Genomic DNA, 14,795 nt, shown 5'->3' with positions numbered 1-14,795 from the left:
GCCTCAAGTCTGCACCAGCTTGCGGTGGCGCTGTATGCTCATCAGGATGCCGGCACCGAGGCCCAGCGTCAGCAGCGCAGTACCGCCATAGCTCATGAACGGCAACGGCACGCCCACTACCGGCAGGATGCCGCTGACCATGCCCATATTCACGAAGGCATAGGTGAAGTAGATCATGGTGATGGCGCCCGCCAGCAAACGGGTAAAGAAAGTGGGTGCGTTGCCGGCAATGACCAGCCCGCGACCGATCAGCAGCAGGTACAGCACCATCAGCACCAGATTGCCGGTCAGGCCGAATTCTTCCGAGAACACGGCAAAGATGAAGTCGGTGGTACGTTCGGGGATGAATTCGAGATGAGCCTGGGTGCCATGGGTCCAGCCCTTGCCGGTAATACCGCCCGAGCCTACCGCGATGGTGGACTGGATGATGTGGAAGCCTTTGCCCAGCGGGTCCGAGGTGGGATCGATCAGCGTCATCACCCGCTCGCGCTGGTAGTCGTGCAGCACCGACCAGATCACGGGCAGGCTGGCGGCGCCTGCCACCAGCAGCGCGATCAGCGCTTTCCACGCCAGACCGGCGAGGAAGATCACGGCAAAGCCGCTGGCTACCACTAGCAGCGCCGTCCCCAGATCGGGCTGTTTGACGATCAGACCTACGGGAATGGCCAGCAGCACGGCGGCTATCGCATAGTGTATCCATTGCAGCTGGCCGGCGCGCTGCTGGAAGAACCACGCCAGCATCAGCGGCATGGCGATCTTCATGAATTCGGACGGCTGGATATCCACCCCTACATGCAGCCAGCGCCGCGCACCCAGTTTGATGGTGCCGAACAGGGCCACGCCCACCAGCAGCGCCACCGCCACCAGATAGGCCGGCACGGCAATGCGCATCATCATCTGCGGCGAGATGTTTGCCACCACCCACATCACCATGAAGGCAAGGAAGATGTTACGCAGCTGGTCTTCCACCTTGCCGGGGATACCTATGCCGGCCGAATACAGCGTGACCAGCCCTACCGACAGCAGGGCGCCTATGATCAGGGCCAGCGGCACATCGAATACCGTGAAATATGGCCGCAGACGGCGCCACAGCGAGCGCCTTTCGTTGATATGCATGGTTACCCTTATTCCTTGTTGCCGGGAGTTTCGGCGCCGGGACGTTTTTCGTCGCTCAGGCCTTGCTCGGCCTGCACGTCCTGCACGGAACGCAGCTCGGCGTCCTCGCGCGGCACGGCCGTGGTTTCTTTTTCATGCGGGCGTTTGCCCAGCAGGTAGTAATCGAGCGCCTTGCGCACGATGGGTGCTGCCACCCCGGCGCCGAAGCCGCCGTTCTCCACCACCACCGCAATGGCGATGCGGGGATTGTCGGCCGGCGCGAATGCCGTATAGAGCGCATTGTCGCGCAGACGTTCGGCGATCAGATTGGCGTTGTACTTCTCGTTCTTCTTGATGGCGATCAGCTGCGCCGTGCCGGTCTTGCCGCCCGAGGTGTACTGGGCGCCGGCAAAGGCGCGCGCCGCCGTCCCGCTCAGGGTCACGCCCACCATGGCGTTCTTGATGATGTCGATATTTTCCTGCTTGAGCGGAATACGGTAGCTTTCCTTGGGCACCGTCAGCTTGCGCGTACGGGTGGCGCTGTCTTCGATGATTTTTACCAGATGGGGCTTCATCACCACGCCGTTATTGGCCAGATTGGCCACGGCGTGCGCCAGCTGCAGCGGCGTGTAGTTGTTGTAGCCGTTACCGATGGCGATGGAAATGGTGTCGCCGCCCACCCATTTCTGCGCCGCCGGATTCTTCTTGAAGCGGGCCGCTTTCCACTCTTTGGACGGCAGCACACCCTGCTTTTCGTGCTCCAGATCAATGCCGGTAATCTGGCCGAAACCGAAAGGCTTCATGAAGTCGTGGATGGCGTCTATGCCCATCTCGTTGCCGAGCAGGTAGTAATAGGTGTCGCAGGATTCGACGATGGACTTATACATGTCCACCGTGCCGTGGCCGCCCGGTTTGTCGTCGCGGAATTTATGCCCGCCCAGCGTGAACGAACCGGGATCGTAGATGGTCTGGCTGGGAGTGCGCTTGTGCAGTTCCAGTGCGGCCAGTGCCATGAAAGGTTTGAAGGTGGAGCCGGGCGGATAGGTGCCGGACAGCGGCCGGTTCACCATCGGGCGGTCGAGCGAGTTATTCAGTTCGTTCCAGCTCTGGCTGTCGATGCCGTCGACGAACAGATTGGGATCGTAGCCGGGGCGCGAGACGTAAGCCAGAATATCGCCCGTGGCCGGTTCGATCGCTACCAGTGCGCCGCGCCATTCACCGAAGGCTTCTTCGATCACCTTCTGCAGCTCGATGTCGATCGACAGGATCAGATTGCTGCCCGGCGTGGCGGGCGTGCGCGACAAGGTGCGGATGGCGCGGCCACCGGCCGATTTTTCTACTTCCTCGTAGCCGGTAATGCCGTGCAGCTGCTTCTCGTAGCTTTTTTCCAGCCCTTCCTTGCCGATATGGTCGGTGCCGTTGTAGTTGGCGGCATCATCCATCTGCGCGATCAGCTTGGCCTCGGACTGGTTTATGCGGCCGATAAAGCCGATCACGTGCGAGGCGATTTCGCCCAGCGGGTACTGACGGAACAGGCGCGCCTGCACTTCCACGCCGGGGAAGCGGAAACGCTGGGCGGTAAAGCGCGCCACTTCTTCGTCGCTCAGGCGGTTACGCAGCGGCACACTCTCGAAGCCGCGCGATTCCTCCAGCAGCTTCTTGAAGTGCTTGCGGTCCTTGGTTTCGATGGTGATCAGCTTGGCCAGTTCGTCTATGGTTTCATCGAGCGTGGCATTGAGCTTGGAAGGAGTGATCTCCAGCGTGAAAGCCGAGTAGTTACGGGCCAGCACCACGCCGTTGCGGTCGAGGATCAGGCCGCGGTTAGGTTCGATGGGAACGATGGCGATGCGGTTCTCTTCCGCTTGCGCCACGTAGTCGCTGTGCTTGTAGACCTGTAGCCAGATGAAGCGCGACAGCAGCAGGCCGAAACAGATGAACACCACAGCGCCCAGCACCGTCAGGCGCAGGCGGAACTGGGAAAGTTCGCGCTGATTGTCCTTGAGCTCAGTCATGCTGCCAGCCGCGTCAGATCGGACGGGTGTGGTCGCGGTCTACTGCGCGCCGCTGCGGCGCCAGCAGGATCCAGGTCGCCAGTGGCCACAGCACCACCGAGACGGCGCTTTCCACAAAATAGAACCAGCCGGGGAATTTGCCGGAGACGATGAAGCGCACCAGCAGCTGGATCGACTGCGCCATCAGCAGCAACGGGAACACATGCATGGCCTGGGTCACCAGCGGGAACCACAGTACGCGCCGGTGCAGCATGATGGCGAAATAGGACAGCAGCGTGTAAGCCAGCGCGTTCTCGCCCAGCAGGGTGGAATCATGCACATCCATCAGCAGGCCGAGGCAGAAGGCCGTGCCGATGCCGACCCGGCGCGGCTGGTGGATGCCCCAGAAGACCAGCACCAGTGCGACAAAATCGGGCACGCCGATGAAGTTACCCCATGGCAGCAGGTTAAGCAGGAAGGCGCAGAACAGGCTGAAGGCAATGAACAGCGGGCTTACCGGCAGCAGGATGTAATACGGACGGTTCATCGTACTGGCTCCTTGGCTTTGGCCGGCGCGGCTGCAGGCGCCCGGGCGCCCGGCGGCGCGCCTGTCAGCGCGTTGGTGGAAGTGGCCGGCGTGGCGGTTTCCGTCACGCCGGTCGGGGCCGGCGCCGGGCGGGCGGCCGGCATGACCGGCATCAGGCCCGGTGCGCCATTGTTATTGGCGGCAGGCGCGGCGGCTGTGCCGGCACCAGCAACAGCGGCAGGCGCGCCAGCGGCGGCAGGAGCGGCCGCTGCGGCAGCGTTACCATCCGCCTCGCGGGCCGGATCCTTGATCGGTCCCATCTTGTTATTGTGCTTGCGCGGCTGGCGTTGTTCTTCGTCGGGCGGACGCGGCGGCATATCCGGCACCGACAATAGCACCAGCAGCTGGGTATGATTGGAAATGCCGCCCAGCGGCTGGCAGATTACCCCGCCGAAGGAACCGGCGGCACTGTTTTCTACCTGCGACACGCGAGCCACGGCCAGACCGGCCGGATACACGCCATCCAGACCGGAGGTCACCACGATGTCGCCCACCTGGATATCGGCATTCGGCGCCGTGAAGCGCAGTTCCAGCGTGCCGGCCTTGCCGCGCCCGTAGGCCACGCTGCGCAAGCCGTTGCGCAGCAGCTGGACGGGTATCGCCTGTTCCTTATCGGTCAGCAGCGTCACTTCGGAGGTGAAGGGGAACACCCGCGTCACCTGCCCTACCACGCCCTGATGGTCGATCACGGGCAGGCCCAGTACCAGCCCTTGCTGGCTACCACGGTCAAGAATAATCTTGCGGCTGTTGACGTCGCGCGCGTCGTACAGGATTTCCGCCAGCATGGATTTGATGGGCAGATGTTCGCGCGCATCGATCAGACGGCGCAGCTGGTTGTTTTCCGCTACGCGTTGCTGCGCCTGCTGCAGCAGCAGCGCACTGGCGATCTGCTGGCGTTTCAGTTCGCGCACCTGTTTTTCCAGTGCGGACAGAGAGGAGAAATAATCACCGACGCCGTAGATGGCATCGCGCGGCATCAGCGCCGCCATCTGCAGGGGATACAGAATGGTGCCGGCCACCTTGCGCACCGTCTGCAGGGTGCGCACACGCGAGTCGGCCAGCAGCAGTGCAATCGAAATGCACGCAAACACCATCATCTTCACCCGGGCCGGAGCGCCTTGCTTGAAAAGTGGCGGAGGACTGTATTCCATGACTTCCAGTAATCCGGCGCTCGCGCGCCTACGAGACTAACAACTCAGCACCAAAAACCGGGGCCGCTCTGTGCGGCCCCGTCTTATCGGATCATTCGTAGGAGAAGATCGAGCCCAGTTGGTCCATCCGCTCCAGCGCCATGCCGGAGCCGCGTACCACGCAGGTCAGCGGATCTTCCGCCACCAGCACCGGCAAGCCCGTTTCTTCCATCAGCAAGCGATCCAGATCACGCAGCAGTGCGCCACCACCGGTCAGCATCATGCCTTTTTCGGCGATGTCGGCACCCAGTTCCGGCGGGGTCTGTTCCAGCGCGTTCTTCACGGCCGAAACGATGTTGTTGAGCGGGTCGGTCAGCGCTTCCAGAATTTCGTTGGACGAAATCGTGAACGAACGGGGAATACCTTCCGACAGGTTGCGGCCTTTGACTTCCATTTCCTTGACTTCGGAGCCGGGGAAGGCCGAGCCTATGGCTTTCTTGATCGCTTCTGCGGTCTGTTCGCCGATCAGCATGCCGTAGTTGCGGCGGATGTAGTTGACGATGGCTTCATCGAATTTATCGCCGCCCACGCGTACCGAACCTTTGTAGACCATGCCGCCCAGCGAGATGATGCCCACTTCCGTGGTACCGCCGCCGATGTCGACCACCATCGAGCCGGTGGCGTCGGAGACTGGCAGACCGGCGCCGATCGCCGCCGCCATCGGTTCTTCGATCAGGTAGACCTGCGACGCGCCGGCGCCCAGCGCCGATTCGCGGATCGCACGGCGTTCCACCTGGGTCGAGCCGCAAGGCACGCAGATGATGATGCGTGGCGACGGACGGAAGAATTTGGAGTCGTGCACCATGCGGATGAACTGCTTGAGCATCTGCTCGGTGACGGTAAAGTCGGCGATCACGCCGTCTTTCATCGGGCGGATAGCCTCGATGTTGCCGGGCACTTTACCCAGCATCTGTTTTGCTTCTTTACCAACTGCCTGTATCGTCTTTTTGCCGTTCGGGCCGCCTTCCTGGCGGATCGCAACGACCGATGGTTCATCCAGGACGATGCCCTGGCCACGTACATAAATCAAGGTGTTGGCCGTGCCCAAGTCGATGGCCAGATCAGTGGAAATATACCTGCGTAAAAAACCAAACATGTGTGTCCTGTGGCGCCACTAAAGTGCGCGTAATCCGTTAGAAAGAAATCCTGTCATGTAGCGGCGGCAGCAATGATTCAGCGCCGACAACGCATCAACCCGCCATTCTACCTTATAATTTGACTGCGATTTGCCGAATATCCACCCTAAAGTGTATCGGTGAAAGCCGCTGTTTGGGCGGCTGTTCCGTGCTTTTGTCGGTAATTTATCCACTTTCGGGCGATCAGTCCGGATTTTTATCATTAAAATAACACAACCTGCGCGGCTAGACCGCGCCATTTGCCATGTCTCTGACCTTATCCGACGTAACCCGCATAGCCAAACTGGCCCAGCTTGAGATGAACGAGGCGCAGTCCGCCACCGCGCTGGAACAACTGAATGGCATTTTCGCGCTGGCCGAGCAGATGCAGGCGGTCGACACCGAAGGCGTCGCTCCGCTCAGCCACCCGCTGGCCGCCCACATGAATAACATCGCCCTGCGCCTGCGCGAAGACGTGGCCAGCGAGCCGAACCGCCGCGACGACTATCAGGCCGTGGCGCCGAAAACCCAGGATGGCCTGTATCTGGTACCGAAAGTGATCGAGTAAAGCGGCCCCGCCTGCTGCGCTCCGTTCTGTACACCGATCAAAGATAGAAATCGTCATGCATACCAAAACCGTTAAAGAGTTATCCGCTCTGCTGCAAAGCAAAGCCATCACCGCCACCGAACTGGCTACCCAGTTCCTAGCCCGTATCGAACAGAGCGATCTGAACGCCTTCCTGCATGTGGACCGCGCCCTGACGCTGGCCCAGGCAGCCGAAGCCGATGCCCGCATCGCCAACGGCACGGCCACGCCGCTGACCGGCGTGCCGATCGCCCACAAGGACATTTTCGTGACGCGCAACTGGCGCTCCACGGCCGGCTCGAAAATGCTGGCCAATTATGTGAGCCCGTTCGACGCCACCGTGGTGGAAAAATTCCGTGCGGCCGGCATGGTCACGCTGGGCAAGCTCAATTGCGACGAATTCGCCATGGGCTCGGCCAATGAAAACTCGGCCTTCGGCGCGGTAAAAAATCCGTGGGATAAAACCGCCGTACCGGGCGGCTCCTCGGGCGGCTCGGCCGCTGCCGTGGCAGCCCGTCTGGCGCCGGCCGTAACCGGCACCGATACGGGCGGCTCGATCCGCCAGCCGGCCGCCTTCTGCGGCATCACCGGCATCAAACCGACTTATGGCCGCGTCTCGCGCTTCGGCATGATCGCTTTCGCTTCTTCGCTCGATCAGGGCGGCCCGATGGCGCAGACGGCGGAAGACTGCGCCCTGCTGCTCAACGCCATGGCCGGCTTCGACGAGCGCGACTCGACCTCGCTGGCGCCGGAACTGGGCGGCGTGGACGAAGACTACACGCGCGAGCTGGGCCAGCCGCTGACGGGCCTGCGCATCGGCGTGCCGAAGGAATACTTCGGCGCGGGTCTGGCGGCCGACGTGGAACAGGCCGTGCGCGCCGCACTGGCGCAATACGAAAAACTCGGTGCCACGCTGGTCGACATTTCGCTGCCGAATACGGCGCTGTCGATTCCGGCCTACTACATGATTGCACCGGCTGAAGCGTCGTCCAATCTGTCGCGCTTCGACGGTGTGCGCTACGGCCACCGCGCGGCCGATTACAAGGATCTGGCCGATATGTACCGCAAGACCCGCGCCGAAGGTTTCGGTGCCGAAGTCAAACGCCGCATCATGGTCGGCACCTATGTGCTGTGCCACGGCTACTACGATGCCTACTACCTGAAAGCGCAGAAAATCCGCCGCCTGATCGCGCAGGATTTCGAAGCCGTGCTCAACGGCCCCAATGCCGTGTGCGACGTCATCATGGGACCGGTAGCGCCTACCGTGGCATGGGATCTGGGCGACAAGTCGGATGATCCGGTAGCGGCCTATCTGGCCGACATCTACACCCTGTCGACCAGCCTGGCCGGTCTGCCCGGCATGTCCATCCCTTGCGGTTTCGGCCAGGGCGAGAAGAACGCCAGCCGTCCCGTGGGTCTGCAGATCATCGGCAAGCATTTCGGCGAAGCCAGGCTGCTCAACGTGGCCCACCAGTTCCAGCTGGCCACCGACTGGCACAAGCGCGCGCCAGCCGGCATCTGATCTAGCCGATACTGCGACTAACACTACAGCGACACACAATACAGCGAGAAGAATATGGAATGGGAAGTCGTCATCGGTCTTGAGAACCACGTGCAGCTCACGACCGAATCTAAAATTTTCAGCGGTTCGCCGATCAAGTTCGGCGCCGCAGCCAATACTCAGGCCAGCCCGGTGGATCTGGCTCTGCCCGGCGTGCTGCCGGTGATGAACAAGCAGGCGGTGGATCGCGCCATCCGCTTCGGTCTGGCGGTGGGCGCCAAGGTGGCACCGCAGTCGGTATTCGCCCGCAAGAACTACTTCTATCCGGACCTGCCGAAAGGCTACCAGATCAGCCAGTTCGAAGACCCTGTGGTCATCGGCGGCGCGCTCACCTTCGGCTACGAGAAGGATGGCGAATTCGTCACCAAGACGGTCAACCTGACCCGCGCCCACCTCGAAGAGGATGCCGGCAAATCGCTGCACGAAGACTATGCAGGCATGAGCGGCATCGACCTCAATCGCGCCGGTACGCCGCTGCTGGAAATCGTGTCGGAGCCGGAAATCCGCAGCGCAGCGGAAGCCGTGGCCTATGCCAAAGCACTGCACTCGCTGGTGATGTGGCTGGGCGTTTGCGACGGCAATATGCAGGAAGGCTCGTTCCGCTGCGACGTCAACGTTTCCGTGCGTCCTAAAGGCCAGAAGGAATTCGGCACCCGCTGCGAGATCAAGAATCTGAACTCGTTCCGCTTCATCGAAGAAGCCGTGCACGTGGAAGTGCGCCGCCAGATCGAACTGATCGAAGACGGCGGCAAGGTGGTGCAGGCTACCCGTCTGTACGATCCGGACCGCAAGGAAACCCGCGAAATGCGCAGCAAGGAAGACGCGCAGGACTACCGCTACTTCCCAGACCCGGATCTGCCGCCGCTGATCATTTCCGATGCATGGATAGAACAGGTGAAAGCTTCCATGCCGGAGCTGCCGGCCGCGATGCGCGCCCGCTTTATCAGCGAATACGCGCTGCCCGAATACGATGCGCTGATCCTGACGGCTTCCAAGGCCATGGCTACCTACTTCGTCGCCGTGGTGGAAAGCGCCGGCAAGGACAACGCCAAGGCCGCTGCCAACTGGCTGATGGGCGATGTATCGTCCACCCTGAACCGCGAAGGCGTGGATATCGCTGACGCGCCAGTGTCGCCGGCCCAGCTGGCCCTGATGATCAAGCGTATCGCCGACGGCACCATCAACAACAAGACTGCCAAGGAACTGTTCGGCGATATGTGGGCGGCCAGATCGGCCAACGACAATCTGGTGGACGAGCTGATCGAATCGAAAGGTCTGAAGCAGATTTCCGATACGGGCGCGCTGGAAGCCATCGTCAACGAGGTGATCGCCAACAACGCCAAATCGGTCGAGCAGTACCGCGCCGGCAAGGAAGCGGCCATCAATGCGCTGATCGGTCAGGCCATGAAAGCTTCGCGCGGCAAGGCCAATCCGGCCCAGCTGACCGAGCTGCTGAAAGCCAAACTGGCCGGCTAAGCCGCCGCCAGCCGGCAAAAAAGGGACGCTACGGCGTCCCTTTTTGCTGGCATCTTGCCGGCTGCGTTGCAAGCATCTACCGCTACTCCAGCAAGGCAGCTATCGCCAGCGGCACGCTGCTGCTCACGATCCGTCCGTTCTCCGGAAAAGACGCAAAGCGGTAGGCGACGATGCGGAAGCCGCTCTGCACATCAGCGGGAAACGCAGCGCCTTCGCGCACCGCCAGCAGCGTGCTGGCGCCGCCCGCCGGCTGGAACACCACCTCGGCCGGATCGCTGCGCAGAAAGCTGAACTGCACGCCGACGCAAACCTTGCCCGGTGCGGCACCGGCATACTGCTGATAGGCCAGCAGCTGCTCGCAGGCAGTCCGCAGATCGGCCGCCGCGTACACGCCATCGGCACGGGTCACGATGGACACCCAAGCCGCCGTCCGGAACTGGCTGGCATTGCGGTTCAGCGTCAGCTCGGCGTTATCGTCATATGCCGCCTTGGAAAACGGGAATACGGCCCGTCCCAGCGCATCGAGCGGCAGGCTTAGTTGGATGGTCTTGCTGTTTAAATTCAGCCGCAGGCCATCCAAACTCGTGCCCTTCTCGCGCGGACGGATACGGAAATGACTTTGCAGGAACTGCTTGGGTTTGCCGTACTTTTCAAACCAGATCATCTGGCGATAGGCATCGCGATAGGCGATCCAGTCCTGCTCCTCCTGCGCTGCGGCAGTGCGCGGCCCGCACAGCAGGGTGCAGGCCGCGACGGCGCTGACAACGACACTGGCGATAGCGTAGCGGCGCATCAGATCAGAACCGGTAAGCCAGCCCGCTGGACCAGCTGATGAAGCTGCGCCGCTCGACCACCGGGCTATCTGCTGCACCACTGCCCAGCCGGGTGGCGCTAACGCCGCTATGCACGAGCCACTGGCGGCTCAGCGCCCAGTTCCAGTCCAGCCCCACGCTCAGCGAATTCAGCCCCATGTCGGGACGGTAGTCGCGCACGCCGCCTGCCGCGGCGCTGACCGAATACAGCTCGCGCATGACCGGGCTGCTGGCCCAGTACGCACCGGCTGTCACGGCCAGTCTGTGGTGCGGGTCCGGCAGGTTCGCCGCCCGCTGCACGCCCACATAGCCACGCATACCGTGCGCGCTGGTATCGTAAAATACGCTTGATTGCAGCCGCGTCTCGCTGCCCAGATAGTAGTTGAGGAAGGCGCCGCCATCGGCTTTGCCGTCCACCGGCTGCGAACCGCGCAAGCGCCAGCTATCGGTGGGCTGGCGCGAATTGCTGGCCGCTAGCAGCGGGCCATACTCCAGCCCCGGCGTTTCCGACAGATGCAGCCCGGCCACGCCGCTGGCCGATACGAACAAGCCATTACTCCACTGCACCTGCAACAAGGGCCGCAGCAGCACGCGGCGTTCTTCGCCTGCTGCCACGGTGCGGGTTGCCAGTGCCATGCCCACATACATGTCCTTGCTACCATCGGGCATCATCATATCCGTCGACTGCGCGCCAGCGCAGACCAACAGCAATACACCTAGTGGGAACAGCTTGTTCATGGTTTCCTTAAAAATCCAGCTTCACGCCTAGCGCAATCCTATCCATATTGGCAACCAGGCCGTCGCGTTTGAGTTTATCCGTGTGCTCGAGCTGCACTTCCAGCGCCACGCCTTTGGCTGCCATGTACGCGGCGCCCACGCTCAGGTAAGCGCCGGTACGGCTAAATTTCTCCGCCGGCGGCGCGTTCTTGCCGCTGATCTCGGCCTTTGCCTCACCGCGCGCTATACCGATTTTGCCAAACAGCGACCAGTCCTCATTCAAGGCCCAGTTGCCACGCGCTGCCAGATAAGCGGCACTGGTATGCATCTTCATCTGGTAATTCTGCGGCAGGTTAAAGGTAGCAGCACCGGCTTCACCACGATAGCCGGCTTCCACTGCCCAGTCTTTCGACAGCGCGTAGCCCGCATACAGTCCATAGGGCAGCCCCTTTTTCGACTGCCCCTGATCTACTTTGCTGGCGCCGTCGGTATATGCGATGTGGCCGCGCGTGGTGCCGCTCAGACTCGCGCCCAGATAAAAGTCTTCTGCCTGGGCGAGCGCGCTGGCAGCAAGCATAGGCAAGGCTAAGCATACAAATTTTTTCATGTTCAGTTTCCGGTTTGCTGTAGGAGCTGCCATGGTAGGCAGATGGCCGCGCCAGTTCCGCTCCGGACTGTCATGAAATTGTCCCGAATTTGTAGGCCGCATTTGTATAAAAAGTGTAGCCAAGTGTACGGGATTGTCAAAAAAGCCACTAGCGCCGCGCTCTCCACTACAATAGCCGCAAACTGGAGGTGCGATGCAGCGTCTGATGCTGGTGGAAGACGATGCGCGGCTTGCCGCGCTGATCAAGGAATATCTGGAGGAATACGACTATCAGGTCGATGTGGTCACGCGCGGTGATCAGGCGCTGGCACGCTTTCGCCAGAGCCAGCCCGACCTCGTCATCCTCGACCTGACTTTGCCCGGCATCGACGGGCTGGTGATCTGCCGCGAGCTACGCCAGCTCAGCGCCATCCCCATCCTGATCCTGACGGCGCGCGAAGACAGTTTCGACGAAGTCTCGGGACTGGAACAGGGTGCCGACGACTACGTCAACAAGCCGGTGCAGCCGCGCGTGCTATTGGCCCGCCTGCGCGCCCTGCAGCGGCGTGGCCATGCGGTGAACGGCGCCGATCTGGTGTTCGGCCAGTTACGCATCTCGAGCGAGAACCGCACGGTATTCTGGCGCGGCCAGGAGGTGGCCATGAATAGCGCCGAGTTCAAACTGTTCGCCATCCTCGCCAAGGCAGCGGGCAAGGTGATGTCGCGGAACGATATTCTGGTGCGTATGCGCGGCATCGAGTTCGACGGACTCGATCGCAGCATCGATAACTGCGTCTCGCGCCTGCGCCGCAAATTCGATGACGGCACGGCGGAACGCATCAAGACCGTCTGGGGCGAAGGCTATCTGTTCAGTCCATCCGCATGGGAATGAACCGCCTGTTCTGGCGCTTTGCAGCACTAGTGCTGCTGGCCATTACGTTAGCCACAGGCGCCATCTATATCACCTTCAGCCTGCTGTTCGGCGACCCGCTGGAAGAAATGGCGCGACGTCAGGCGGCCGGCCAGATTTTTCTGCTCGAGCAGTACATCGATCAGGCCGGCGCCGACGAATGGCTGCCACGCCTGAACAAGGTGCGCGAAGTCTCGGCCGCCTCGTTCGAACTGGAGCCGCTCGCTGCACTGCTGCCCCGCTTATCCGCCCGCCAGCGCCAGCAGCTGCTGGACGGCGACATCATCATCGACGCGGGCGGCAAAGGCTTCTACCGGCGCGTGGACCGCGACGGCAACCGCTACATCGGCAGCGAGGCGGAACTGATACACGCCAGCCATCTGCCCATCAATATCGCGCAGGCACTGGGCATGGAAGCCATACGCTTTGCGCTGATTGCCCTATTCCTGCTGCTACCTATAGGCTGGTGGACGCAGCGCCACTGGCGCGGCCTGCTGTCGCTATCGCGTATGACGGACGCTTTCGGACAGGGCGATCTGGCTGCGCGTGCCTGTGGGCACCTGCCGTCCAGCATTGCCCCGCTGGCAGAACGCTTCAACCAGATGGCAGACCGCATCAGCGAACTGCTGGAGGCGCGCCGCGACTTGCTGCGCTCCGTTTCGCATGAACTGCGTACGCCCATTGCACGCATGGAGTTCAGTCTGGAACTGCTGCGCGATCAGCCTGGCACCGAACTACCCGGCGTACAGCGCCGCCTGCAGGCCATGGACGAGGATGTGGAAGAATTGAAGACGCTGGTGAACGAACTGCTCACGCTGACGCAGCTCGATCACCCGTCCGCCCTGCCCGCCCAGCTGCTGGCACTGGCGCCGCTGCTGGAGAGCTGTACGCCGCCTCCCGCTACGGCCCGGTATAGCCGCACGCTAACCGCCGATCTGGGCGAAATCCATGGCCAAGGGCGGCTGCTGGCACGCGCAATTCACAACCTGCTGGGCAATGCCGCCAAATATGCCCATGCCGAATTTGCACTGAGCGCGTTCCGTGACGGCGAGCGGATTTACATCCACGTAGACGACGATGGCCCCGGTGTACCGGCCAGCGCGCGGGCGCGTGTTTTCGAACCCTTCGTCCGGCTCGAACGCGAGCAAGACCATGCCAGCAACGGCTTTGGTCTGGGGCTGGCCATCTGCGCCAAGGCCATACAACTGCATGGCGGCAGCGTCACCATCAGCGATTCGCCACTGGGCGGAGCGCGCTTCAGCATCGTGCTAGAGAGTGCACTGAACACAACAGACCGCCGCCATTGAAACGGCACTTCCCGCTACGCAGCGGCCCGCACGGCGTTTGACAGCAAGTGCGACGGGGCCGGCTAAGTGTAGAATCCGACGACATCTGTTCACAGACATCGCCCTAAACTGCAATGAGGCCCATGGTGAAAATTCTTAGCACTACACCGATACTGCGCATATTCGATGAGGCCAAGGCGCGCGAGTTCTATGTCGGTTTCCTCGGATTTACGCTGGACTGGGAGCACCGCTTCGAGCCCGGTCTGCCTATCTATTTTCAGGTGACACGGGGCGGCTGTACGCTGCATCTGTCCGAACATCACGGTGATTGCTCAGCCGGTGCTGCCATGCGCATACAGGTTGAAAATATCGAGGAACTGCACGCAGAGCTGAGCGCCAAGCAGTACAAATATGCACGACCCGGCTTGCAGGATATGCCTTGGGGTACGCGCGATATGACGGTGCATGATCCGTTCGGCAACCGGCTCACCTTCACCAGCGCCATCGGCTCCTGAAACGCCAGCGGTATGAGGCAAGGCGGGAATCCGGGTTGCTAATCCCAATTGCAGTCTAATTCATTCTAATTCGATCTCGTTGAGTCTAATCCGGTCTAGAACGAGAAAGGTGGGGTCTAAACCGGTCTAAAAATTTCTCCCAAGAGTCTAAAACGAACTAGTTTTTGATTCGCCTATCCAACTTCTAGACACTTATCTGGAGGACACGGACATGACTTATCTGGCGAAACAGACTATCTATCGTAAGCGTCAAAGCAGCGCCGTCTTGAGCGCCACGCTACTTTAGCTGATGATGTGCCCAACACCGCTGGGAAGCGGAGTTTAAGTGCCAGGAAGTTTGCTGGCGCAGTTCCAGGGCAAGAAGTCGTC

14 protein-coding genes are annotated in these 14,795 nt (G+C 61.5%); 6 read left to right on the top strand and 8 right to left on the bottom strand.

Annotated features, from left to right (window positions below):
* Window positions 1-3: 3 nt before the first annotated feature.
* The 5 genes from rodA to GTP27_RS05725 all read right to left on the bottom strand — a co-directional run bounded on the left by rodA (window position 4) and on the right by GTP27_RS05725 (window position 5,958).
* On the bottom strand, window positions 4-1,116 hold the full coding sequence (gene rodA / locus GTP27_RS05745; RefSeq protein WP_161038234.1) for a rod shape-determining protein RodA: 1,113 nt from the start codon (window positions 1,114-1,116) through the stop codon (window positions 4-6).
* Window positions 1,117-1,124: 8 nt separating this feature from the next.
* Window positions 1,125-3,107 carry a penicillin-binding protein 2 gene (gene mrdA, locus GTP27_RS05740; protein WP_161038233.1) on the bottom strand — a complete coding sequence of 661 codons (1,983 nt, stop codon included), beginning with the start codon at window positions 3,105-3,107 and terminating at the stop codon, window positions 1,125-1,127.
* Window positions 3,108-3,120: 13 nt separating this feature from the next.
* The gene (gene mreD / locus GTP27_RS05735; protein WP_161038232.1) at window positions 3,121-3,633 is read right to left on the bottom strand and encodes a rod shape-determining protein MreD; all 513 of its coding nucleotides are present in this window, start codon (window positions 3,631-3,633) and stop codon (window positions 3,121-3,123) included.
* Window positions 3,630-4,823 (bottom strand): rod shape-determining protein MreC, encoded by a 1,194-nt coding sequence (mreC, locus tag GTP27_RS05730; protein WP_161038231.1) that lies wholly within the window; start codon window positions 4,821-4,823, stop codon window positions 3,630-3,632. Before mreC ends, mreD begins: the two co-directional genes overlap by 4 nt.
* 91 nt (window positions 4,824-4,914) lie before the next feature.
* Window positions 4,915-5,958: a rod shape-determining protein gene (locus GTP27_RS05725; RefSeq protein WP_008445008.1), complete on the bottom strand. Its 1,044-nt coding sequence runs from the start codon at window positions 5,956-5,958 to the stop codon at window positions 4,915-4,917.
* A 284-nt stretch (window positions 5,959-6,242) separates the two neighbouring features.
* Between GTP27_RS05725 and gatC the strand changes: the two genes are divergently transcribed.
* From gatC to gatB, 3 genes are read left to right on the top strand one after another with little or no spacing between them, the layout of a single operon-like run.
* Window positions 6,243-6,545 carry an Asp-tRNA(Asn)/Glu-tRNA(Gln) amidotransferase subunit GatC gene (gatC, locus tag GTP27_RS05720; protein WP_161038230.1) on the top strand — a complete coding sequence of 101 codons (303 nt, stop codon included), beginning with the start codon at window positions 6,243-6,245 and terminating at the stop codon, window positions 6,543-6,545.
* Between the two features lie 55 nt (window positions 6,546-6,600).
* Window positions 6,601-8,085, top strand: coding sequence for an Asp-tRNA(Asn)/Glu-tRNA(Gln) amidotransferase subunit GatA (gene gatA, locus GTP27_RS05715; RefSeq protein WP_161038229.1), 1,485 nt, complete (start codon window positions 6,601-6,603; stop codon window positions 8,083-8,085).
* Window positions 8,086-8,139: 54 nt separating this feature from the next.
* A complete protein-coding gene (gatB, locus tag GTP27_RS05710) occupies window positions 8,140-9,600 on the top strand; it encodes an Asp-tRNA(Asn)/Glu-tRNA(Gln) amidotransferase subunit GatB (protein ID WP_161038228.1) in 1,461 nt (486 codons plus the stop codon).
* Between the two features lie 82 nt (window positions 9,601-9,682).
* Here gatB and GTP27_RS05705 read toward each other — a convergent pair whose 3' ends face one another.
* The 3 genes from GTP27_RS05705 to GTP27_RS05695 are packed head-to-tail and all read right to left on the bottom strand — an operon-like array spanning window position 9,683 to window position 11,736.
* On the bottom strand, window positions 9,683-10,393 hold the full coding sequence (locus tag GTP27_RS05705; RefSeq protein ID WP_229633455.1) for a hypothetical protein: 711 nt from the start codon (window positions 10,391-10,393) through the stop codon (window positions 9,683-9,685).
* A gap of 4 nt (window positions 10,394-10,397) precedes the next feature.
* Window positions 10,398-11,150, bottom strand: coding sequence for a MipA/OmpV family protein (locus GTP27_RS05700; RefSeq protein WP_161038227.1), 753 nt, complete (start codon window positions 11,148-11,150; stop codon window positions 10,398-10,400).
* A 7-nt stretch (window positions 11,151-11,157) separates the two neighbouring features.
* On the bottom strand, window positions 11,158-11,736 hold the full coding sequence (locus GTP27_RS05695) for a porin family protein (protein WP_161038226.1): 579 nt from the start codon (window positions 11,734-11,736) through the stop codon (window positions 11,158-11,160).
* A 193-nt stretch (window positions 11,737-11,929) separates the two neighbouring features.
* On the opposite strand from GTP27_RS05695, the gene GTP27_RS05690 reads away from it, so the two are divergent.
* From GTP27_RS05690 to GTP27_RS05680, 3 genes are all read left to right on the top strand, one after another.
* A complete protein-coding gene (locus GTP27_RS05690) occupies window positions 11,930-12,607 on the top strand; it encodes a response regulator (protein WP_161038225.1) in 678 nt (225 codons plus the stop codon).
* On the top strand, window positions 12,604-13,932 hold the full coding sequence (locus GTP27_RS05685; RefSeq protein WP_161038224.1) for an ATP-binding protein: 1,329 nt from the start codon (window positions 12,604-12,606) through the stop codon (window positions 13,930-13,932). The genes GTP27_RS05690 and GTP27_RS05685 overlap by 4 nt, the downstream gene beginning before the upstream one ends.
* Window positions 13,933-14,054: 122 nt before the next feature.
* Window positions 14,055-14,426 (top strand): glyoxalase superfamily protein, encoded by a 372-nt coding sequence (locus tag GTP27_RS05680; RefSeq protein ID WP_161038223.1) that lies wholly within the window; start codon window positions 14,055-14,057, stop codon window positions 14,424-14,426.
* Window positions 14,427-14,795: the final 369 nt, after the last annotated feature.

This window comes from Duganella qianjiadongensis, assembly GCF_009857915.1.
Lineage (GTDB): Bacteria > Pseudomonadota > Gammaproteobacteria > Burkholderiales > Burkholderiaceae_D > Rugamonas > Rugamonas qianjiadongensis.
Note: the sequence above shows the minus strand (reverse complement) of the source record. Positions and strands in the feature narration are given on the sequence as shown.

What these genes read in the sequence shown, in the direction of transcription:
- GTP27_RS05705 (WP_229633455.1), bottom strand. Translation starts at nt 10,393, where the DNA reads ATGCGCCGCTACGCTATCGCCAGTGTCGTTGTCAGCGCCGTCGCGGCC.
- mreC (WP_161038231.1), bottom strand. Translation starts at nt 4,823, where the DNA reads ATGGAATACAGTCCTCCGCCACTTTTCAAGCAAGGCGCTCCGGCCCGG.
- mrdA (WP_161038233.1), bottom strand. Translation starts at nt 3,107, where the DNA reads ATGACTGAGCTCAAGGACAATCAGCGCGAACTTTCCCAGTTCCGCCTG.
- GTP27_RS05690 (WP_161038225.1), top strand. Translation starts at nt 11,930, where the DNA reads ATGCAGCGTCTGATGCTGGTGGAAGACGATGCGCGGCTTGCCGCGCTG.
- GTP27_RS05680 (WP_161038223.1), top strand. Translation starts at nt 14,055, where the DNA reads ATGGTGAAAATTCTTAGCACTACACCGATACTGCGCATATTCGATGAG.
- GTP27_RS05700 (WP_161038227.1), bottom strand. Translation starts at nt 11,150, where the DNA reads ATGAACAAGCTGTTCCCACTAGGTGTATTGCTGTTGGTCTGCGCTGGC.
- mreD (WP_161038232.1), bottom strand. Translation starts at nt 3,633, where the DNA reads ATGAACCGTCCGTATTACATCCTGCTGCCGGTAAGCCCGCTGTTCATT.
- gatA (WP_161038229.1), top strand. Translation starts at nt 6,601, where the DNA reads ATGCATACCAAAACCGTTAAAGAGTTATCCGCTCTGCTGCAAAGCAAA.
- GTP27_RS05685 (WP_161038224.1), top strand. Translation starts at nt 12,604, where the DNA reads ATGAACCGCCTGTTCTGGCGCTTTGCAGCACTAGTGCTGCTGGCCATT.
- gatC (WP_161038230.1), top strand. Translation starts at nt 6,243, where the DNA reads ATGTCTCTGACCTTATCCGACGTAACCCGCATAGCCAAACTGGCCCAG.
- rodA (WP_161038234.1), bottom strand. Translation starts at nt 1,116, where the DNA reads ATGCATATCAACGAAAGGCGCTCGCTGTGGCGCCGTCTGCGGCCATAT.
- GTP27_RS05695 (WP_161038226.1), bottom strand. Translation starts at nt 11,736, where the DNA reads ATGAAAAAATTTGTATGCTTAGCCTTGCCTATGCTTGCTGCCAGCGCG.
- gatB (WP_161038228.1), top strand. Translation starts at nt 8,140, where the DNA reads ATGGAATGGGAAGTCGTCATCGGTCTTGAGAACCACGTGCAGCTCACG.
- GTP27_RS05725 (WP_008445008.1), bottom strand. Translation starts at nt 5,958, where the DNA reads ATGTTTGGTTTTTTACGCAGGTATATTTCCACTGATCTGGCCATCGAC.